At 56.5% G+C, this 20,115-nt stretch carries 20 protein-coding genes; 18 read left to right on the forward strand and 2 right to left on the reverse strand.

Annotation, left to right across the window (positions count from 1 at the left end; translation table 11 throughout):
- The first annotated feature begins 22 nt into the window (after positions 1-22).
- From ACTID9_RS09090 to ACTID9_RS09175, 18 genes are all read left to right on the forward strand, one after another.
- Positions 23-1,474, forward strand: a complete 1,452-nt coding sequence (locus tag ACTID9_RS09090; protein ID WP_441070874.1) for a sensor histidine kinase — start codon at positions 23-25, stop codon at positions 1,472-1,474.
- On the forward strand, positions 1,461-2,027 hold the full coding sequence (locus tag ACTID9_RS09095; RefSeq protein ID WP_441070875.1) for an ANTAR domain-containing response regulator: 567 nt from the start codon (positions 1,461-1,463) through the stop codon (positions 2,025-2,027). The genes ACTID9_RS09090 and ACTID9_RS09095 overlap by 14 nt, the downstream gene beginning before the upstream one ends.
- Positions 2,028-2,140: 113 nt before the next feature.
- Positions 2,141-3,604, forward strand: coding sequence for an ethanolamine ammonia-lyase reactivating factor EutA (locus tag ACTID9_RS09100; protein WP_441070876.1), 1,464 nt, complete (start codon positions 2,141-2,143; stop codon positions 3,602-3,604).
- A 4-nt stretch (positions 3,605-3,608) separates the two neighbouring features.
- Positions 3,609-4,973 carry an ethanolamine ammonia-lyase subunit EutB gene (locus ACTID9_RS09105; protein ID WP_441070877.1) on the forward strand — a complete coding sequence of 455 codons (1,365 nt, stop codon included), beginning with the start codon at positions 3,609-3,611 and terminating at the stop codon, positions 4,971-4,973.
- 30 nt (positions 4,974-5,003) lie between these two features.
- A complete protein-coding gene (eutC, locus tag ACTID9_RS09110; RefSeq protein WP_441072515.1) occupies positions 5,004-5,918 on the forward strand; it encodes an ethanolamine ammonia-lyase subunit EutC in 915 nt (304 codons plus the stop codon).
- 35 nt (positions 5,919-5,953) lie between these two features.
- A complete protein-coding gene (locus ACTID9_RS09115; protein ID WP_441070878.1) occupies positions 5,954-6,091 on the forward strand; it encodes a hypothetical protein in 138 nt (45 codons plus the stop codon).
- 26 nt (positions 6,092-6,117) lie between these two features.
- Positions 6,118-7,674 carry an amino acid permease gene (locus tag ACTID9_RS09120; RefSeq protein ID WP_441070879.1) on the forward strand — a complete coding sequence of 519 codons (1,557 nt, stop codon included), beginning with the start codon at positions 6,118-6,120 and terminating at the stop codon, positions 7,672-7,674.
- A 203-nt stretch (positions 7,675-7,877) separates the two neighbouring features.
- Complete coding sequence (locus tag ACTID9_RS09125; RefSeq protein ID WP_441070880.1) at positions 7,878-8,642, forward strand: IclR family transcriptional regulator; 765 nt, start codon at positions 7,878-7,880, stop codon at positions 8,640-8,642.
- Between the two features lie 178 nt (positions 8,643-8,820).
- Entirely contained in the window at positions 8,821-9,354 is a 534-nt protein-coding gene (locus tag ACTID9_RS09130) for a 3-hydroxyanthranilate 3,4-dioxygenase (RefSeq protein ID WP_441070881.1), read from the forward strand.
- Entirely contained in the window at positions 9,339-10,346 is a 1,008-nt protein-coding gene (locus ACTID9_RS09135; protein ID WP_441070882.1) for an amidohydrolase family protein, read from the forward strand. Before ACTID9_RS09130 ends, ACTID9_RS09135 begins: the two co-directional genes overlap by 16 nt.
- A 22-nt stretch (positions 10,347-10,368) precedes the next feature.
- On the forward strand, positions 10,369-10,824 hold the full coding sequence (locus ACTID9_RS09140; protein WP_441070883.1) for a RidA family protein: 456 nt from the start codon (positions 10,369-10,371) through the stop codon (positions 10,822-10,824).
- Positions 10,821-12,272 carry an aldehyde dehydrogenase gene (locus ACTID9_RS09145; protein ID WP_441070884.1) on the forward strand — a complete coding sequence of 484 codons (1,452 nt, stop codon included), beginning with the start codon at positions 10,821-10,823 and terminating at the stop codon, positions 12,270-12,272. The genes ACTID9_RS09140 and ACTID9_RS09145 overlap by 4 nt, the downstream gene beginning before the upstream one ends.
- 114 nt (positions 12,273-12,386) lie before the next feature.
- Complete coding sequence (locus ACTID9_RS09150; RefSeq protein WP_441070885.1) at positions 12,387-13,166, forward strand: 2-keto-4-pentenoate hydratase; 780 nt, start codon at positions 12,387-12,389, stop codon at positions 13,164-13,166.
- A gap of 13 nt (positions 13,167-13,179) precedes the next feature.
- The gene (locus ACTID9_RS09155; RefSeq protein ID WP_441070886.1) at positions 13,180-14,058 is read left to right on the forward strand and encodes an acetaldehyde dehydrogenase (acetylating); all 879 of its coding nucleotides are present in this window, start codon (positions 13,180-13,182) and stop codon (positions 14,056-14,058) included.
- Positions 14,059-14,085: 27 nt separating this feature from the next.
- Positions 14,086-15,114: a 4-hydroxy-2-oxovalerate aldolase gene (gene dmpG, locus ACTID9_RS09160; RefSeq protein WP_441070887.1), complete on the forward strand. Its 1,029-nt coding sequence runs from the start codon at positions 14,086-14,088 to the stop codon at positions 15,112-15,114.
- A 3-nt stretch (positions 15,115-15,117) separates the two neighbouring features.
- The gene (locus tag ACTID9_RS09165; protein ID WP_441070888.1) at positions 15,118-15,906 is read left to right on the forward strand and encodes a 2-keto-4-pentenoate hydratase; all 789 of its coding nucleotides are present in this window, start codon (positions 15,118-15,120) and stop codon (positions 15,904-15,906) included.
- 3 nt (positions 15,907-15,909) lie between these two features.
- On the forward strand, positions 15,910-16,107 hold the full coding sequence (locus ACTID9_RS09170; protein WP_441070889.1) for a 4-oxalocrotonate tautomerase: 198 nt from the start codon (positions 15,910-15,912) through the stop codon (positions 16,105-16,107).
- An 86-nt stretch (positions 16,108-16,193) separates the two neighbouring features.
- The gene (locus tag ACTID9_RS09175; RefSeq protein WP_441070890.1) at positions 16,194-17,306 is read left to right on the forward strand and encodes an NADH-dependent flavin oxidoreductase; all 1,113 of its coding nucleotides are present in this window, start codon (positions 16,194-16,196) and stop codon (positions 17,304-17,306) included.
- 113 nt (positions 17,307-17,419) lie between these two features.
- On the opposite strand, the gene ACTID9_RS09180 is transcribed toward ACTID9_RS09175, so the two are convergent.
- Together ACTID9_RS09180 and ACTID9_RS09185 are read right to left on the reverse strand one after the other, a co-directional pair.
- Positions 17,420-18,388, reverse strand: coding sequence for a superoxide dismutase (locus ACTID9_RS09180; RefSeq protein WP_441070891.1), 969 nt, complete (start codon positions 18,386-18,388; stop codon positions 17,420-17,422).
- A 283-nt stretch (positions 18,389-18,671) separates the two neighbouring features.
- Positions 18,672-20,102 carry an amino acid permease gene (locus ACTID9_RS09185; protein WP_441070892.1) on the reverse strand — a complete coding sequence of 477 codons (1,431 nt, stop codon included), beginning with the start codon at positions 20,100-20,102 and terminating at the stop codon, positions 18,672-18,674.
- Positions 20,103-20,115: the final 13 nt, after the last annotated feature.

Here is a 20,115-nt window from a genome sequence, read left to right on the forward strand (position 1 = left end):
TCTGATAGTTTGGGGGCTGTCGATGGATACCGTCATGGACATTTGCAGAAACACCACCGTTTTGACCGAAGCGGATGCTGCGATCATCGACGAGATGGCCCGCCACATGCAGATCATCGCGGACATCTCGCAGGCAGACGTCTTTATCGACTGCCCCGTCGAGGATAAATCCGCCGCCATCGTCGTCGCGCAAGCCTCGCCCGCTACATCCAAATCGCTGTACAAAAGCTCTGTGGTCGGCGAGCTGGCATTGGCCAAAAACGAGCCAGCCGTGCTGTTTTGCCTGACATCGGGCCGACCGGTCATCGGGGCGAGGGCGATCTCCCAGGAACACACCGTCATGCAGCAAAGCGTGGTTCCGATCAAAAATGCGGAAGGCAAGACGATTGGCGCCCTGATCATGGAGCAGGACATTTCGGAAAAGGTCGAGCAGGAAAAAAACGTGGAGCGGCTGATCGAAACGACCGAGCATCTGTCGGAAACGCTGATGCAGGTGGCGATGCAGGAGCATCAGGTACCTTCGCTGATGCACGAAGGCATCATTTTATTCGATCATCGCCGGGTGATCAGCTACGCCAATTCCCGCGCGTACGAGCTGATGGCGCGGATGGGCTACGGCTCGCCGATCAAGGGGCAGCTGATCGAGCGGTTTTTCTACGGCAAGTTTTCCGATGAAAATCTCGAGCAGCACGGCGGCATGATGTTCGAAGAGCTGCAATATGGCAAGGCGACGCTTTTGGTCAAAGCCGTCTCGATCTTTCGGGAGCAAAACCCCGTCGGCGGGTTGATTCTGCTGCGCGACATCTCGGACATCAAGGAAAAAGAAAAGCAGCTGATGATCAAATCGGCCGTGATCAAGGAGATTCACCATCGGGTCAAAAACAATCTGCAAACCATCTCGAGCCTGCTGCGGCTGCAGATGCGCCGCTCGCAGTCCAAAGAGCTGGAGACGGTTTATAAGGAAAGCATCAATCGGATCAACAGCATCGCCATCATCCATGAATATTTGGCGCAGGATGGACTGGAGCGGGTCGATCTGCGCAAGATCGTCGATAAAATCGCCAAAACCATCGTCTCCTCCATGGCCCAGCCCAAGCAGCAAATCGCCATCGCGGTCGATGTCGACCCGGTTCAGTTGCCGTCAGAGAAAGCAACGTCGCTTGCCCTGATCGTCACCGAGCTGATTCAAAACAGCGTCCTGCATGGGTTGGCGGAGCGCGAGTGCGGTACCATCCGCGTGCTGATCCGCCATGAAGAGGAGCGGGAGCGTCTTTTGATTCAGGTCACCGATGACGGCAAAGGCATCGGCTTTACCGGCAGCACCGCGCAAAACGGCCATCTCGGCCTGAAGATCGTCGAAACGCTTGTGCAGGAAGATTTGGAAGGGCAGCTGCATTTTTGCGATACGGGATTTGGCACACAGGTGAGCATCATCTATCCCATTCAGAGAGGTGTTATCCATGAGCCGCTATAAAATTCTCGTGGTGGATGACGAACCGATCATCCGCATGGACCTGACGGAAATTCTCCAGCGGGAAGGGTATGAGGTGGTGGCAGAGGCGAAAAACGGCGAGGAAGCTGTCGAGCTTGCTTACCGCCACAAGCCGGATCTGGTGATTATGGACGTGAAGATGCCGGTCATGAATGGGATCAAAGCGGCCGACATCATCCGCAAGTTTTCCCACACATCGATTTTGCTGTTGACTGCCTACAGCCATCGGGAACTGATCCAGGAGGCGCGGCAGTCGGGCGTGACGGCTTATCTGGTGAAGCCGGTGTCCGAGGAGGATTTGATCCCGGCGATCGAAATCGCGCTAAGCCAGCGCGACCGGGTTAGCTCGCTCCAGCAAGATATCGAAAACCTGAAGCAAAAGATGGAGGAGCGCAAAATCGTGGAACGGGCCAAAGGCAAGCTGATGAGCACGCTTCAGCTGGGCGAAGAAGAAGCGTACAAATGGCTGCAGCGTCAAAGCATGGAATCGCGCGTTTCAATGGCGAAATTGGCGCAAGAGCTGCTGAATGCATAACCGCGACAAGTACATACGACAAAGCAATGGCGCTTTGGCAAGAAAACGGCTGCACGGTCGCAGTCTGGTTTCTTTCGAGGCGCTTTTTTTTACGAAAATGAGTGGGTGAGCGTATGGAGGAGCAATGGATCAGAAGCGTCGGCATCGATTTGGGCACAAGCACCACCAAGTTTATCGTGAGCCGCTTGCGGCTGGGGCGAATGTCGAGCGCGTTTTCGCTGCCGCGCTTTCAGATTGTGGAGCGCCAGCTGCTCTATGCGAGTCCGGTCTATACAACGCCGCTGCTCGACCAGACGCAGATTGATGCGGAACAGGTGTTTGCCTTGCTGCAAGCGGAATATCGCGCGGCTGGCATTACGTTGGCCGATGTCGGATCGGGAGCGGTGATCATCACCGGGGAGTCGGCGACGAAAGCCAATGCACAGCAGATTGTCCACAAGCTGGCCGAACGTGCAGGCGATTTCGTCGTGGCGACGGCCGGAGCGGATTTGGAGGGGGTATTGGCAGGCAAAGGCGCCGGCGCCGAGGCCCGCTCCAAAGAGATTCGCGGCGTCGTGGCCAATGTCGATATCGGCGGCGGCACCGCCAATGTCGCCTTTTTTGAGCGAGGACGGGCGATTGCCACCGTAACCTTCCATGTCGGCGGCCGGCTGATTCGGCTGTCGGAGCATGGGGAGATCCGCTATCTTTCCCCCCATTTGAAAGAGTGGCTGGCGTTAAAAGGGATGGCAGTTGCAGTCGGGCAGACGATTCGCTTTGACGAGCTGCGGGAGCTTACGAGAGCGCTTGGGGAGAGCATGCTGCGGTATTTGGCAGGCGATAGCGAGACAAAGGCGGGGCGCAGCCTTGTTTTGGGAAGACAGCTTGCCACGGTTCCGCCAATCAAGGAGATCATGATTTCAGGCGGCGTCGGCCAAATGATGCTGCAGCCGCCTCCGAAAACGATGGTGGAAACGGCACGGCATGGCGATATGGGGCCGCTTTTGGCCCAAACGCTGAAAGAGGAATTGCCGCGCTACCGCTGGCGCGTCGCGGTTCCGCAGCAAACCGTGCGGGCCACCGTCATCGGTGCCGGGATGCAGGCGACGGAGATCAGCGGGTCCACGGTGTTTCTTCATCCCACGCTCTTGCCGATCAAAAATGTGCCGGTGATCAAGCTGGATTTGGCAGAAAAGCGATCCTCCCCGTTGTCGGTAGAGACGTTTCGGCAGCTGGTGGAAGAGTCGATGGCAACAGCAGGCCGTCTGTTTGAGGGGAAGGGGCCTTTTGCCTTTGCAGTAAGCGGTCTGCCGTACTGCTCCTATGCGACCTTGCAGCTGATCGCCGAGGAACTGGCGAATGCGTTTCGCCGCGCGTTTCCCGATCATCCGCTCCTGGTGGTCGTATGCGAGCATGACATGGCGAAAGCGCTGGGGCAGTCGCTGTCGCTGCGATGCAAGGGAAAGCCGGATGTGATCTGCATCGATCAGGTCAAAGTCGAGCACGGCGATTACATCGACTTGGGCGAGCCGATTTCCGGCACGATGATCCCTGTGGTCATCAAGACGCTGGCTTTTGCCGACCAGGAAAAGGGGTGAAAAGATGAACATGCGCACGACGGTGTTGGGGCAAACCTACCAATTCCGCGACTTGAAAGAGGTAATGGCCAAAGCGAATGAAGAGCGCTCGGGCGACCAGCTGGCCGGAATCGCCGCTGCCGATTCCCGCGAACGGATGGCAGCCAAGCTCGTTTTGGCAGATATGACGCTGGCCGACATTCGCAATCATCCGCTGATTCCGCCTGAGGAGGACGAGGTCTCGCGTGTCATCGAATCGGGCCTCAATGAAAAAATTTACGGAGAAATCAAAAATTGGAGCGTAGCGGAGCTGCGCGAATACATCTTGAGCCACAAAACGGGAACCGACGAGCTGAAGCGGATCAGCCGCGGGCTAACCAGCGAAATGATCGCGGCCGCTGCCAAGCTGATGACCAATCTCGATTTGGTCGCGGGCGCAGCGAAAATCCGCAACGAAACGCACTGCAACATCACGATCGGACAGCGCGGCGTGTTGGCGGGACGACTCCAGCCGAATCATCCGAACGACAGCATCCAGGGCATCAAGGCGGCGATTTACGAAGGGCTTTCCTACGGAATCGGCGATGCGGTGATCGGAATCAATCCGGTGATTGACACGATGGACAGCGTGAAGGACATTTTGCTGATGACCAAGGAAGTCATGACGAAATGGGAAATTCCGACGCAAAACTGCGTGCTGGCCCACATCAGCACGCAAATGCGGGCGATCCGGGCGGGTGCGCCGGCGGATATGGTGTTTCAAAGCTTGGCGGGCACGGAGAAAGGAAACCGCGCGTTTGGCATCGATGTCGAGCTTTTGGACGAAGCGAACGAGTTGGTGCATAAGGAAGGGACCTCCACCGGGCCGAACTGCTGGTATTTCGAGACCGGTCAAGGCTCGGAGCTGTCGTCGGAGGCGAACCACGGTGTCGATCAGGTGACACTGGAAGCCCGCTGCTATGGACTCGCGCGCAAATACAAGCCGTTCATCGTCAACACGGTCGTCGGCTTCATCGGTCCGGAGTATTTGTACGACAGCAAGCAGGTCATGCGCGCCGGACTCGAGGACCATTTCATGGGCAAGCTGCACGGGCTGCCGATGGGCGTGGACATTTGCTACACCAATCATATGAAGGCCGACCAGAACGACATGGACAATTTGGGCGTGCTGCTCACGTCTGCAGGCGTCAACTTTTTGATCGGGGTCGCGATGGCGGACGACTGCATGCTGAATTACCAGTCGACCAGCTTTCATGACATCGCGACATTGCGCGAGCTGTTCGGCATGCGTCCGGCCCCGGCCTTCGAGCGGTGGCTGGAGCGGCAGGGCATCATGGAAAACGGCAGGCTGACGCCGTTGGCGGGCGATCCGACGATCTTTTTAGCCTAATGGGAGAGCGGGGTGACAAGTGAGATGAAGATGGAACTGGAACTCGATCGATTGGTTGACAAAGTGATGGCGGAGCTGGCGAAAAAGCTGGCTGAGGCAGAAGGCAGCGAAAAGGCGGCGCGTACGCAGGAGAGTGAAACCCGGCCTGTAACGTTGACAGCCGCGCAGTCGTTGGGCGACAGGCTGAGCCAGCCGCTGTTTGAAGAGGCGGAGCCGGCCCGCATCGCCAATATTCCCGAGCCGCGCTGGAAGGAAGGATTGGAGGAGCTTCTGGCAAGCACCCCTGGCCGCATCGGGGTGTGGCGCACAGGGACGCGTCCGCTGACCAAAACGATGCTCCAGCTGCGGGTCGACCATGCCGCAGCGGTCGATGCCGTGTACGGGGAAGTCAGCGAGGGGCTGCTGCAGGAGTTTCGGCTGTTTTCCGTGGAAACGACGCACGAAAACACGGAAACGTATTTGAAGCGGCCGGATTTGGGGCGGATCATCACCGAGCAGGGTGTCGCGCTGATCAAAGAGCGCTGCAAACTGAAACCGCAGGTGCAGGTCGTCGTTTCCGACGGCTTGTCGGCGAGCGCGGTGGAAGCGAATTTGCGCGATGTGTACCCGGCGCTGCTTGACTCGCTGGCTTCTTATGGACTCAGCGTTGGAACGCCGTTTTTCGTCAAAGGCGGGCGGGTCGCCTGCATGGACCATATCGGCGAGATTTTGCAGCCGGATGTGTTCGTGCTGTTGATCGGCGAGCGCCCCGGCCTGGTGACGGCCAATTCCATGAGCGCCTACATGTGCTACCGTCCGCGCAGAGGAACCGTTGAATCGGATCGCACCGTGATCTCCAATATTCACCGTGGGGGGACGTCGCCTGTAGAAGCAGGCGCGCACATTGGCACGGTTTTGAAAAAAATGCTCGAACAGCAAGCGAGCGGCGTCAAGCTCAGCCTGTAAGGAAAACGCGCGAGAGGAAGGGAGGTGAGGGAGTCATGTTTGCGCTGGGGATGATCATTTTGCTGCTCACTGCTGCGGTGGCGGTCGCCATATTCATCAAAGCAAATCAGTCGGTTCGCAATTTTGACGAGCGGAAACACGAAAGCTTTATCGGGTCCAAAAAACACGGATGAGAGGTAGCGAAAGGAGGAACAAGGTGATGCAAGGGTCTAACCGTAGTAACCAGCTGCAGGAAGATAAGAAATATTTGCACCAATTTGGCTATGCCCAGGAGCTGCTGCGGGACATGGGCGGCTTCTCCAACTTCGCGATTTCCTTTTCGACGATTTCCATTTTGACCGGTGCCGTATCGTTGTACGGCCACGGGCTCTTATACGGCGGGCCGGGAATGATGGGCTTCGGCTGGCCGATCGTCTCCCTGTTTGTCTTGCTGGTCGCAGCCTCGATGGCGGAGCTGGCCTCGGCGATTCCGACGGCGGGTGCGCTTTACCATTGGGCGGCGATTCTCGGCAGCAAACGATGGGGCTGGTATACCGCCTGGATCAATCTGATCGGGATGGTAGGGATTGTGGCCGGGATCGAATATTCGGTGGCGACGTTTGCCGACCCGCTGCTCGGCGCGTCGTTCGGCTATGAATCCACTACAACGACGACGATGATCCTGTTTGCCATCACGCTGTTGATCCACGGAATTTTCAACCATGTCGGCATCAAGCTGGTCGCCAAACTGAACGACTTCTCTGCCTGGTATCATATCGGTGTCGTGCTCATTTTATTCGTTAGTTTGGCGTTTTTCACCAAAGACAAGCTGCAGCCGGTCGAATACTTGTTCCAGGTTGGTCAGACGTTTTCCGACAAGCCGTATCTGCTCGCTTTTTTGATCGGCTTGCTGCAGGCGCAGTGGACCTATACCGGCTATGACGCCTCGGCGCATACGATCGAGGAAACGGTCAATCCGCGCGTGCGCGCACCGTGGGGGATTTTCAGCGCAGTTGCGTTTTCGTTCGTTTTCGGCTTTATCATGCTGGCAATGGTGACGCTCTCGATCAAAGACGCGGGGGCCGCTGTCGGCGAAAGCAACCCGTTCATCTACATCATCAGCCAAGCGCTGGGCGGCACATTCGGCAGCGTCATCCTGTGGCTGGTCACCCTGGCGATGTTTTTCTGCGGCTGCTCCGGGATCACGTCGTTCTCCCGCATGATGTATGCGTTTTCACGCGATAACGGAATGCCGCTGTCCCGCCATTGGGCGCAAATCTCGAAAAAATACCGCACACCGGCGAAAGCGATCTGGCTGGTCGTCATCCTTTCCTTTGCACTCGCGCTGTTCGACAGCATCATGAAGCTGATCAATCCGGATACGAGCTACAGCACGCTTGCCTTCCTCACCGCCGTTTCCGTTGTGGGCCTGTACGTGTCCTACGGCATCCCGGTCTATCTCAAGCTGGTTGCAGAAGGAAAAGGTCTGTTCAAGCAAAAGCACTACGGCCCGTGGAATTTGGGCAAATGGAGCAAGCCGATCAATGTGCTGACACTGCTCTGGATCGTCTTCATCTCCATCCTGATGATCGTCCCGCCCAACCAAAACGCCGCCTACGCCCTGATCGGCATGTTCGTGCTGCTTTTGATCATGGACTACGGCTACTACAAAAAGAACTTCCAAGGCCCGGAAGCGGCGCTCAATGTCTCCATGGAAGAAATTTTGCGCAGGGAAGCGCAGTATGCGGAAGAACAAGGCGAAAATTTCAAGGCATAATCACGCAAATCAAGCCCGATTCGGCTCACCATGCCGGCATCGGGCTTGTTCGTTGCTCCTTCAAACGAATATAACCGGTTTGTTGAAATGGTCAGAAAACACAAAAAATAGGTTGCGTTTTGCCAGCTGGAAAAATATAATAAATCCTGTAAGTCAATATTATCGAATGGCGTTCGACAATGTCGAATGAGAAGGGGGTGGAAATGAGCGATCGATACATTCAATCGGTAGTCCGTGCGATGGATATTCTGGATCTGTTTACACCTTCCGTCACGGAGCTTAGCGTAAAGGAGATCAGCGACAGGCTGCAGTTGTCCAAAAGCACGGTACACGGATTAATCAAAACGTTGGAGCACAGAAGGTATTTGGAGCAGAGCCCGGTCGATCAGAAGTATAAGCTGGGGCTCCGTCTGTTCGAACTGGGAAACCTCGTCGGCGGGGGAATGGAACTGAGAAAGCTGGCACATCCCATCATTCGGGAGCTGGTGGAAAAGCTGCAGGAGACGGTGCATCTGGTCGTTCGCGACGAAAACGAGATCGTGTATGTGGAGAAAATGGAAGGACCGGGAGCGCTCCGCATGTATTCACAGATCGGCAAGCGAGCGCCGCTTTACTGCACAGGGGTAGGCAAAGCGATCTTTGCATTTCTGGACGAGAACAAGCAGGAAGAGATTCTGGCGAAGACGGATTTGAAAGCGTTCACTTCCTACACGCTGACCGACCCTGCTGCAATCCGCAATCATATGCAGGAGATTCGCGAACGCGGCTATGCGATCGATGATGAGGAGATCGAGCTTGGCCTAAAATGCGTCGCAGCGCCTATTTTCAACCATCTGGGCGAAGTGGTGGCCTCGATCAGCTGCGCTGGTCCGAATTTCCGTTTTTCAGCAGAAAAAATGGAGCAGATCATCGCCGAAATACAGAAAGCAGCGCAAGAGCTGTCAAAAAAATTAGGGTATCGAGCGTAGGTAGCAAAAAAAGACTTCATCCCCGAGCATTGCGCATTTTCAAGCGGCCAACGAGAAAACGCATGGGAATAAAGTCAATCTATGCTATTCGTCAAAAAGGAAGAGAAACCTGCATCCGGCAGTAAAAAAGTTTTGGGTGAACACATTCCAATCATCCATTGAAAAAAGGGGAGGCTACATGATGATCAAGCCTATCAATCTGTGGAAATTCATTGAGGAAAACAAAGACAGTTTGAAACCGCCGGTGAACAACAAGGTGATCTGGAAAGACGCCGAATTGATGGTGATGATTTTGGGCGGCCCCAACAAACGCCGCGATTTCCACGTCGATCCGTCCGAAGAAGTGTTCTATCAATTAAAAGGCGACTGCTATGTGGAAATCATCAATGCCGAAGGAAAACGCGAGGTTGTGACGGTCAAGGAAGGGGAAATGTTCCTTCTGCCAGCCAATGTACCGCATTCCCCGCACCGCGTGCCAGACACCATCGGGCTTGTCATCGAGCGAAACCGCGCAGAGGGCGAGCTGGAAGATTTCGTCTGGTTCTGCGATCAATGCGACGCTGAAATGCACCGCACTCGTGTGCAATTGACCAATATTGAAGTTCAGGTAAAAGAGGCGATCAACGCGTTCAACTCCAGCGAAGATCTGCGTACATGCAAATCTTGCGGCCATGTGATGCCGGAGGAAGTGAAAGAATGGCAGGTCAAGTAAAGCGCGTCGATTTTCATACGCATATTATCCCGGTAGATTTGCCTGACTTTTCGCAAAAGTACGAGGGTGAACGCTGGCCGATCATGCATCTAACATGCGCCTGCGGAGCCAACATCATGGTGGGCGGCAAAGTGTTCCGCGAAATCACCGACCAATGCTGGGACCCGCAAAAGCGCATCGCCGACATGGATCGCGAGGGTGTGGACATTCAGGTGATCTCGCCGATTCCCGTCACGTTTTCCTACTGGGCACCGGCGGAGGCAGCGGCCGTCATGTCGCGTCTGCAAAACGATTTTATTGCCGATACCGTCAAAGCCAATCCCGAGCGCTTCATCGGTCTAGGCACCGTTCCGTTGCAAGATGTGGAAACCGCGATCCGCGAGATGGACCGGTGCATCCATGAGCTGGGCCTAAAAGGAATCGAAATCGGCACGAACGTCAACGGCAGCAATCTGGATGACCCGTCGCTGATCCCGTTTTTTGAGATGTGCGAAAAGTGGGAAGTCCCGCTGTTTATCCATCCGTGGGAAACGATGGCGAAAGAGCGGACGCCTCGCCACAATTTCATGTACACTGTCGGGATGCCGAGCGAGACGGCACTGGCTGCAGCCAGCCTGATCGCAAGCGGGATCATGGAAAAATTCCCGCGGCTGAAAATCTGCTTTGCCCATGGCGGCGGCTCCTTCCCGTACATTCTGCCACGGCTGGACCAAGGCTGGCACGTATGGCCGCATTTGCGCCTGACGACACATCCGCCCAGCCATTATGCAAAAAACTTTTATTTCGATTCGCTGGTTTACGATCCGCTGAACATCAAATACATGGTCGATCGCTTTGGGCATGACAAAGTGATCATGGGCTCGGACTATCCGTTCCTGCTGCGGGAAATTCCGCCCGGACAGGTGATCGATGAGACGGTTTCGCTCACGGAGGAACAGAGACGATCCATGCTTGGAGAAAATGCGCTGCGCTTTTTGAACGTGCTGCCATAACCGGAAAGGAAGATCGAACGCGATGACACCAGAAGATAAATTGAGCGCATTGGGCCTGACTTTGCCCAAGCCGCGCCAGGCGGTCGGAACATACGTCGGCTGCGTGCGAACAGGCAATCTCTTGTTTACGGCAGGGCAAGGCGTGGACGAGTACCACGGCAAGCTCGGCCGGGAGCTGACGGTCGAGGAAGGCTACCTGGCAGCACGCCAATCGATGCTGAACTTGCTTGCGACCGTCAAGCAGGAGATCGGGGAATTGAGCAAAGTGAAACGGGTCGTCAAAATTTTGGGCTTCGTCAATTCCACGGAGGAATTCACAGCCCAGCCGCAAGTGATGAACGGCGCCTCGGATCTGCTCGTCGAACTGTTCGGCGAAAAAGGGCGGCATGGGCGCTCCGCTGTCGGCATGGCACAGCTGCCGAACAATACGGCCGTGGAGATCGAGATGATCTTGGAGATTGAGGAGGATCGCGGATGAGTGGAACCACGTTGAAGGATGCCAAGCTGTTTATCAATGGAGAGTATGTCGACGCTATGTCCGGCGAGACCTTCGATACGATCAATCCCGCCACAAATGAAAAATTGGCATCGGTCGCCAACGCCAGCGAGCACGATGTGCAAAAAACCGCCGAGGTCGCGCAGAAGACGTTTGAAAGCGGTGTCTGGAGCAAGATGTCGGCAGACGATCGGGCCAAGATTCTGTGCAAAATGTCCGATCTGGTCATGGAACGTGTGGAAGAGCTGGCGATGGTCGAAACGCTCGACGTCGGCAAGCCGATCAAGGAGAGCCTCGGCTTTGACATTCCGCGCGCGGCGCAAAACCTGCGTTTTTTTGCCGAGATGGCCAAGTATGTCAACCATGAGCACTATGACAAAGGCAATTATCTGTCCTATGCCAAATATGCACCCGCAGGCGTCACGAGCCTGATCATCCCGTGGAACTTGCCGTTCATGCAGATGACGTGGAAAGCATCGGCCGCGCTCGCCGCCGGCAATACCGTGATCGTCAAGCCGGCGTCCTATACGCCGCTGTCCGCCGTCATGCTGGGGGAAATCGCCAATGAAGCGGGACTGCCGCCGGGCGTTCTCAACATCATCACAGGCCCAGGCAGCACGGTCGGCACGGCGATGACGACCCATCCGTATGTGCGCCGCATCTCGTTTGTCGGCGAAACGACGACAGGCAAGACGATCATGAAAAACGCTGCATCACAACTGATTCCGGTATCGCTTGAGCTGGGCGGCAAATCGGCCAACATCGTGTTTGAAGATGCAGACCTCGATGAAGCCGTCGCCGGTTCGATCGAGGCGATTTTCCGCAATCAGGGGGAAATTTGCTTGGCTGGCTCGCGCTTGCTGGTGCAGGAATCCGTTTATGAAGCGTTCCTCGACAAATTCACAGCGGCTGTGAGCAAGATCAAGGTCGGCGATCCGCTCGATCCTGCCACCGATATGGGTGCACTCGTATCGGCAAGCCATTTGGCGACGGTCGATCAGTACGTACAGATCGGTTTGGCGGAGGGAGCGAAGCTGGCTGCTGGCGGCAAGCGTGTGGCCGGCATGGACAAAGGCAACTTTTACGAGCCGACCGTCTTTTACGATGTGGATAACCGCATGCGCATCGCACAGGAAGAAATTTTCGGGCCGGTGCTGGTCGTCATTCCGTTTAAAACCGAGGAAGACGCGATCCGCATCGCGAACGACTCGATTTACGGGCTGGCCGGTGTCGTCTGGACGAACGATCTGCGCCGCGCACACCGTGTAGCCGCACAGGTGGATGCGGGGCTGCTTTGGATCAATTGCTGGTACGTACGTGATTTGCGCACGCCGTTCGGCGGGTCCAAAGCGAGCGGAATCGGGCGCGAAGGCGGCCGCCACAGCTTTGAATTTTATACGGAAGCAAAGACCATCACGATGAAATGCTGACCCGCTGCAGGGGATGGTGGCCGCCGGTCACCATCCTGCTCGTTTTCGGGGCAAAAAGCGGTTTCGTGAAGAATACGCGTTGCTTGCAACGCAAGAAAGGGTGGGCGTGAACATATGCAGTCTATCGTAGAACAAATGGCGAGCGAGCTGCTCGAAGCGGAGCAGACGCGTGTAGCCGTACCGCCGATCACACAGCGCTATGCCGATCTCACGGTGCAGGATGCGTACGAGATCCAGCTTGCGATCATGCAGCACAAGCTGGCTTCCGGCCGCCGCGTCATCGGCAAAAAAGTGGGGCTGACCAGCGTGGCGATGCAGCAAATGCTCGGCGTAAACGAACCCGATTACGGACATTTGCTGGATGATATGCGCATCGCAGATGGGGCGACGATTTCGGCTGCGCAGTTTCTGGCGCCAAAAGTGGAGGCGGAGATCGGCTTTTTGCTGGGAGCAGATTTGGTCGGGCCGAACATCACGTACGTGGACGTGCTGATGGCGACGGAAAAGATCGTGCCGACGCTTGAAATCATCGACAGCCGGATCGCGGACTGGAAAATCAAGCTGATCGACACGGTGGCGGACAATGGCTCCTCGGCGCGGGTTGTCGTCGGTAGCCGGCAAAGCGACCTCGGCAATGTCGATTTGCGTGCCACCGGCATGGTCATGTATAAAAACGGCGAGCTAGCAGGAAACGGAGCGAGCGCAGCGGCCTGGGGACATCCGGCGCACGCGATCGCCTGGCTTGCGAACAAGCTGCATGAGTTCGGCATCACGCTCAAGGCAGGGGAACTGGTTTTGCCGGGCGCGTTGTCCGCGGCGATTCCGGTATGTGCAGGCGACACGGTAGAAGCTCATTTTGGCGCGTTGGGCCAGGTGAGCATCACGTTTGACTAGGGAGGGAATGGCTGTGAGCAAAATCAAAGCGGCGATCATCGGTTCGGGCAACATCGGCACGGACTTGATGTATAAATTGGAACGTTGTGCACATATCGAACTGGCGGCGATGATCGGCATCGATCCGGATTCGGACGGCTTGCGGCGCGCGCATGATCGCGGGTATCCGATCTTCGCAAACGGAATCCAGGCGATCGTGGAGCAGCCTGGGCTTGCGGACATCGTATTCGATGCGACGTCCGCCAAAGCGCATGTGCGCCATGCCAAAGCGCTGCGCGAACTGGGCAAAATCGCGATCGACCTGACTCCGGCAGCGCGCGGGCCGTTCGTCTGTCCGGTCGTCAATTTGGCGGAGAAGCTGGAAAGCGACAATGTCAACCTGATCACGTGCGGCGGTCAGGCGACGATTCCGATCGTACACGCGATCAACCGTGTGGCCGACGTGTCGTACGCGGAGATCGTGGCGACGATCGCAAGCAAAAGCGCGGGTCCGGGAACGCGGGCCAACATCGACGAGTTTACCTTCACGACCCGGCGCGGACTGGAAGAAGTCGGCGGTGCGGATGTGGGCAAGGCGATCATCATCATGAATCCGGCCGAACCGCCGATTTTGATGCGTGATACGGTCTATTGCGATGTCAAAGAGATGGATGAGCAGGCGATTTACCGGTCCATCCAGGAGATGGTGGCAAGCGTGCAGCATTATGTGCCTGGCTATCGCTTAAAACAGGAGCCGTTGTTTGACGGCAACCGTGTCACGGTTTTCCTTGAAGTGGAGGGAGCGGGCGATTATTTCCCGCCGTACGCAGGGAACCTCGATATCATGACGGCCGCTGCGGCACAGGTGGGCGAAACGGTGGCCCAGCATTTGCTGGCAGCAGGAGCGAACTAAAGCAAAAGGAAAGGAGGAGCATGAAGGATGCAGAGAAAGAGCGAGAAACCGATCAAAATTACGGAAGTGTGCCTCCGCGACGGCAGCCACGTCGTTGCCCACCAGTTTACGGAAGAACAGGTGCGCACCGTGGCGCAAGCGTTGGATGCAGCGGGCATGCACTATATCGAAGTGAGCCACGGGGACGGTTTGGGCGGCTCCACGATCCAGTACGGCAGATCGCGGGTCGACGAGATGAAGCTGATCGAGACGGCAGTATCGGTGTGCAAGCAGGCGACCGTAGCGGTCCTGCTGATCCCTGGCATCGGCACGGTCAATGAGCTGAAGCAGGCGCAGGAGCTGGGGGCTGGTCTCGTGCGCGTTGCCACCCATGTGACGGAGGCGGATGTATCCGCCCAGCACATTCATCTTGCACGAGAGCTGGGAATGGAAGCGTTGGGCTTTTTGATGATGGCGCACTCGGCTCCGGTCGACAAGCTGGTAGAACAAGCGAAGTTGATGGAGAGCTATGGGGCACAGGCGGTCTATGTGACCGATTCGGCCGGGGCGCTTCTGCCTCATGAGGTGCGGGAGCGGATCGCCGCGCTGCGTCAGTCGCTTGACATCGAGATCGGCTTCCATGCCCACAACAACCTTTCGCTCGCGATGGCGAATACATTGGCGGCGATTGAGGAAGGGGCGACCCGGATCGACGGCAGCATGCGCTGTCTGGGAGCAGGTGCGGGCAATACGCAGACAGAGGTGCTGGTGGCGGTTCTGGAGCGAATGGGCATCGATGTGGGAATCGACCTGTATCAGCTGATGGATGTCGCGGAAGAGATCGTCGGGCCGATTTTGCCAGGGTCGCAAGAAATCAAAAAAGGCAGCCTCGTGATGGGCTACGCAGGCGTATATTCCAGCTTCCTGCTGCATGCCGAGCGGGCGGGCAAACGGTTTGGCATCGATCCGCGCGATATTTTGATCGAATTGGGCCGACGCAAAGCGGTGGGTGGTCAGGAAGACATGATCATCGATGTGGCGGCCGAGTTGGCCAAACAGCAAGGAAAGGGGGCGTAGTCGATGGCACTGAACGCAGAAGCGCAAAAAGAAATCGTCGCCTGCTTGCTGGCAGCGGAAAAAGAGCGGCGTGAGGTCGTGAAAGTAACCGACAACTATCCGGAGATGTCCATCGAGGATGCATACGCGATCCAGGAGCAGCTCATTGCGCAAAAAGAGGCGGATGGTGAACGTCGCATCGGCTTGAAGCTGGGGTTGACCAGCAAAGCGAAGCAGCAGATGATGGGCGTTCATGAAGCAATCTATGGCTATCTCACGAGCGGCATGCTCGGCTTGGAGTGGGAGCCGGTCGATTACCAACGCTTTATCCACCCAAAAGCAGAACCGGAAATCGCATTTTTCCTGGGCGCAGATTTGCAAGGGACGAATGTGACGGCGGACGATGTGCTGCGCGCGACGCGCTATGTCGCTCCGGCCATTGAGATCATCGACAGCCGCTATTTGAATTTCAAGTTTACGCTAGCGGACGTCGTAGCCGACAACTGCTCCTCCGCCTGCTTCACGCTTGGCAGCAAGCTGGTCGCGCCGGACCAGCTTGATTTGGCCAAAGTCGGCATGGTGTTCACCAAAAATGGCGTCGTGCAGGCGACCGGCGCAGGTGCCGCTGTGTTGGGACACCCGGCGGAAGCGGTCGCGTGGGCGGTCAACAAGCTGGGGGAGCAGGGAAAAGGGCTGAAAAAAGGCGATCTCGTCCTGTCCGGCGCGTTGTCCGAAGCGTTCGCATTCGAGCCGGGCGATACGATCCACGCGCAATTCGATGGACTGGGCAGCGTTTCGCTTGCCTGCCGGTAGCATATGCCGATTATCAACATCCAGCTGGTCGAAGGACGCGACGAGGAGCAGATTGAGCGCCTGATCGCCGAGGTGACGGAAACGGTCGTCAGGAATCTCCAGGTTCGACCGGAACAGGTGCGCGTGCTCGTGACCGAGATTCCGGCGACCCATTGGGGCGTGGGGGGAAAATCAAAAAGATCGCTTGAAAAGGAAAGTTGACTGACAGGTTCTGTCAGTCAATTTTTGTTAGGATAAAGAAAAGCAAACGTATTGGGAGACCCATTCGCCAAACAGGAGTGAGAAAGATGAATCCACGCTTCCAACCCATTTTTGAGCCGTTGCACCTGGCAAACGGCCTTCAATTGAAAAATCGCATCGTCATGGCGCCGATGACCCATTCCGCCTCACACCCCGACGGTTCCGTTTCCGATGCAGAAATCAGCTATTACGCTCGCCGCGCGAAAGGCGCTGGGATGATTGTCACAGCCGGTGCGACGGTTACCGCAAAGGGCGGGTTTCCCGGGCAGTTCGCCGCCGACCGTGATGAACTGCTCCCCGGCTTGATGCGGCTTGCTCGCACGCTCAAGGCAAACGGCGCGAAAGCGGTGCTGCAGCTCGTCCATGCCGGCCGCAAGCTGCCGCCGTCATGCAGCGAGGTCATCAGCGCCAGCGCGGTGGCCGATGAAAAGCAGGGAGCGAGCGTTCCACGGGAAGCGACCGAAGCGGAGATCGCTGCCATCATCGAGGCATTTGGCGATGCTGCCAGGCGGGCGATCCTGGCAGGCTTTGACGGCGTAGAGCTGCACGGGGCCAACGGATTTTTGCTGCAGCAGTTTTTCTCTCCGCATGCCAATCGCCGGAATGACTGCTGGGGCGGCACGCTGGAGAAGCGGATGGCGTTTCCGCTGGCTGTCATCGAGACTGTCAAGCGGGTGGTGAAGCAGTATGCCAAGCAGCCGTTTTTGATCGGCTACCGTCTTTCTCCCGAGGAGCCGGAGACACCGGGGATTACGATGGCAGACACGCTGCAATTTTGCGACGCGCTTGCTGCGAGCGGACTCGATTACGTGCATGTTTCGCTGAACGATTTCTGGTCGCTGCCGCGCCGTGGCGTTACCGATGAGCGGCCGCGAATCGCGATCATCGAGAGGCGTATCGGACACCGGCTACCTGTCATTGGCGTAGGCGGGATTCATTCGGCAGAGGATGCGCTTTTCGCCCTGCAGTCAGGTATTCCATTGATCGCGCTCGGCCGAGAGCTGATCATGGAGCCGGATTGGCTTGAAAAAATCGCCGAAGGTCGCGAAGATGAAATTCGCACAACGATCAAGCGGGGCGATCAGGAGGTATTGGCAATCCCCGATTCGCTGTGGAAAAGCATCTGGGCCATGGCTGGCTGGTTTCCGCTTGAGGGCTGAAGAAACAACAAAACAATCGAGGACGACGCCATCGATTGTTTCGTCTTACCGATTTCTCTTCACTTGTTTTTGAAAACACCGGCTCAGCTCCACGGTCGCAATCCGGCCAGACGTCAATAAGGCGTCCAACGCAGCTGACGCGCTTCGTCAAACCGGTTCTGCACCGCATCCCAGTTGACCACGTTCCACCACGCATCCACATAGCGCGGCCGGTTGTTTTGGTAGCTCAAATAGTAGGCATGCTCCCATACATCGAGCGGCAAAAGCGGCACGGCATCCCATTGGGACAGGTTCTGGTGCTTTTCTGCCTGCAAAATTTCCAGACGCTGCGCGCGTGGCGACCAGACGAGGATGGCCCAGCCACCGCCTTCGACTTTTTCCGCCGCCAGGGAAAACTGCTGCCGGAACGGGGCGACCCCGCCGAAATCGCGTACGATCTGTTTGTTCAGGTCGCCCTCAGGCTGTTTGCTGCCATCCGGCCTCATGCTGGTCCAAAAGAGGGTGTGGAGGTTATGTCCAGCCCCGTTAAAAGCCAGCTCCCGTTCCCAATGTTTGAGCAAATCGAAATCACCGCTGCTGCGCGCTTTTTGCAAGGCTGTTTCCGCCTTGTTCAGTCCATCCACATAGCTTTGGTGATGCTTGGTATGATGCAAACGCATGGTCTCGGCGTCGATAAACGGTTCCAGCGCATCGTACGAATAGGGTAAGGGAGGCAGTTTATGCCCTCCGATCGGCACAGGACGATGCACAACCGCTTCCGCCCTGGGCTGCTGATAGCTCGCCTGCTGCAGCTGTGTCTTTGGGCTTTGCCCAGCCCCGTTTCGCTGCTGCACGCGCTGCAGCACCTGCTGGAATTGGGCTTGCACCGATTCGGCTTTAGCGGATAACCGGCTCAGTTCGTCTTCGCTTGTATTTTTGGCGAGCGCAACGCTTGCTTGCTGCCCGATTTGCTGAAAGGCGTTTTCGAATTTGCGCAGCTGCTGGGCGGAAATGGGCATCAACTCGGGTTTTTTCCGCAAATAGAGCAGCCATTGCCGTCCCCATTCGCTCCATCGTTGTAAATCTTTCGCAGTTTGTACCAACGCGTTCTTCCTCCTCAACCAACTTCCTCTCTGTGTGTACCATATGATATGTCAGGTGCCCATGACAGGTGATTGGATCAAGTCATTCTCGCAAATGGGGAAGCAAAATGGCCTTGACGCGATGTCAAGCACCGGCCTGCTGGTGGAAGAGAACCAAGAATATATATTATAGAAGAAACACATCATGACCGCCCCCAAAAAAGAGCACCTCTTTCCGCATTTTTCATGAACGGAAAGGGTGCCCACTCGTTGGCCTGAAGCGAGGCGCTCGCAGTGATCGAGTTTACTGCGTAATATCTTGTTTTTTCGCATCGCTGGACGTTTGATAGGCTTGCGGGTTTGCCTTTTTCCAGATGAAGTAGGCGATGGTGATGAAAATGAGCCACGGGAAGCCGAGTGTCAGCGTATCTTTGAACTCCGGCTGGAACCAGGTAGACAAGACGACCGCTGCCAGCAAAAGCGCGCCGAAAATCGTCAGATACGGATAGCCGATCATGCGCACGGGAAGCAGGCGACCGCCTGCTTGCTCCCATTTCCGGCGGAAGTACAGATGGGTGACGAACACCATGAACCAGGCAAACATCGCGCCAAAGCTGGACAAGGAAATCATGACGATGAACGCATTGTCCGGATTGACAGTATTGATAATCGTGGCGATGGCGATCCCTGCCGTCGACAACGCAAGCGCTTTCAATGGAACGCCTTTTTTGCTCACGCTGCCGAGCGAGGCAGGGGCAAAACCGGCGCGGGACAGCGAAAAGAGCATGCGGGTCGCAATGTACAGCTGGCTGTTCATCGCCGAGAGGGCTGCGGTCAGAACGACGAAATTCATGATGCCGGCGCCGCCCGGGAAGTTAATCAGCTCAAACACTTTCACGAACGGGCTCTTGTCGCCGCCTGCCTGCTTCCACGGAATAATCATCAGCATGAGTGCCAGCGTGAGCAAATAGAAGAGCACGAGACGGACGACGGCCGATTTCAGCGCGATCGGCACGGCTTTTTCCGGTTCCTTGGCTTCGCCAGCGCTGACGGCGATCATTTCGATGCTCAAATAGCTGAACAAGGAGATAAAAATCGCGATCCACATGCCCCACGCGCCATTCGGGAAAAACCCGCCGTCATTGGTCAAGTTTTGCACGCCCATGTCCGGGTGGGAATTGGTGCCGAAGACGACGGTAGCGCCAAGGATGATGAATGCGACGATGGCAACGACTTTCACCATCGAGAACCAGTATTCCACTTTGCCAAACAGATTGACGCTTGTAGCATTCACATAAATAAGTGCGGCGGAAAAGAGAACGACCCAAAGCAAGCCGGGAACATCGGGAAACCAATATTTCATATAGACCGACATGGCCGACACTTCCGTCCCGACGGCGCAGACCAGGCTGAACCAGTAGGAGTAGCGGACGGTGAAGCCAGCCCATGGGTTGATGTAGCGTTCCGCATGGGCGCCGAAAGAGCCTGTTGTCGGATGGGCGACGGTCATTTCCGCAAGGCAGCCCATCAAAAGGAGGGCGATGATTGCCCCGATGGCATAGCTTACGATCACGCTTGGACCGGCAAAGCCGATGGCCATGCCGCTTCCAAGGAACAGACCGGTGCCGATCGCCCCGCCGATTGCGATCATCGAAAGCTGACGTGTGGTAAGTCCGCGCTGAAGTCCTTTCTCTCTCTCCATAATGTCCTGAAATTGATCTTGCTTCAAAGCCATGCGATTGACCCCC

Source organism: Brevibacillus fluminis, from assembly GCF_052072235.1.
GTDB lineage: Bacteria > Bacillota > Bacilli > Brevibacillales > Brevibacillaceae > Brevibacillus_D > Brevibacillus_D fluminis_A.

Excerpts from the sequence above, each read along its gene's own strand:
- ACTID9_RS09090 (WP_441070874.1), top strand. The coding sequence starts at position 23 with ATGGATACCGTCATGGACATTTGCAGAAACACCACCGTTTTGACCGAA.
- ACTID9_RS09095 (WP_441070875.1), top strand. The coding sequence starts at position 1,461 with ATGAGCCGCTATAAAATTCTCGTGGTGGATGACGAACCGATCATCCGC.
- ACTID9_RS09100 (WP_441070876.1), top strand. The coding sequence starts at position 2,141 with ATGGAGGAGCAATGGATCAGAAGCGTCGGCATCGATTTGGGCACAAGC.
- ACTID9_RS09105 (WP_441070877.1), top strand. The coding sequence starts at position 3,609 with ATGAACATGCGCACGACGGTGTTGGGGCAAACCTACCAATTCCGCGAC.
- eutC (WP_441072515.1), top strand. The coding sequence starts at position 5,004 with ATGGAACTGGAACTCGATCGATTGGTTGACAAAGTGATGGCGGAGCTG.
- ACTID9_RS09115 (WP_441070878.1), top strand. The coding sequence starts at position 5,954 with ATGTTTGCGCTGGGGATGATCATTTTGCTGCTCACTGCTGCGGTGGCG.
- ACTID9_RS09120 (WP_441070879.1), top strand. The coding sequence starts at position 6,118 with ATGCAAGGGTCTAACCGTAGTAACCAGCTGCAGGAAGATAAGAAATAT.
- ACTID9_RS09125 (WP_441070880.1), top strand. The coding sequence starts at position 7,878 with ATGAGCGATCGATACATTCAATCGGTAGTCCGTGCGATGGATATTCTG.
- ACTID9_RS09130 (WP_441070881.1), top strand. The coding sequence starts at position 8,821 with ATGATGATCAAGCCTATCAATCTGTGGAAATTCATTGAGGAAAACAAA.
- ACTID9_RS09135 (WP_441070882.1), top strand. The coding sequence starts at position 9,339 with ATGGCAGGTCAAGTAAAGCGCGTCGATTTTCATACGCATATTATCCCG.
- ACTID9_RS09140 (WP_441070883.1), top strand. The coding sequence starts at position 10,369 with ATGACACCAGAAGATAAATTGAGCGCATTGGGCCTGACTTTGCCCAAG.
- ACTID9_RS09145 (WP_441070884.1), top strand. The coding sequence starts at position 10,821 with ATGAGTGGAACCACGTTGAAGGATGCCAAGCTGTTTATCAATGGAGAG.
- ACTID9_RS09150 (WP_441070885.1), top strand. The coding sequence starts at position 12,387 with ATGCAGTCTATCGTAGAACAAATGGCGAGCGAGCTGCTCGAAGCGGAG.
- dmpG (WP_441070887.1), top strand. The coding sequence starts at position 14,086 with ATGCAGAGAAAGAGCGAGAAACCGATCAAAATTACGGAAGTGTGCCTC.
- ACTID9_RS09165 (WP_441070888.1), top strand. The coding sequence starts at position 15,118 with ATGGCACTGAACGCAGAAGCGCAAAAAGAAATCGTCGCCTGCTTGCTG.
- ACTID9_RS09170 (WP_441070889.1), top strand. The coding sequence starts at position 15,910 with ATGCCGATTATCAACATCCAGCTGGTCGAAGGACGCGACGAGGAGCAG.
- ACTID9_RS09175 (WP_441070890.1), top strand. The coding sequence starts at position 16,194 with ATGAATCCACGCTTCCAACCCATTTTTGAGCCGTTGCACCTGGCAAAC.
- ACTID9_RS09185 (WP_441070892.1), bottom strand. The coding sequence starts at position 20,102 with ATGGCTTTGAAGCAAGATCAATTTCAGGACATTATGGAGAGAGAGAAA.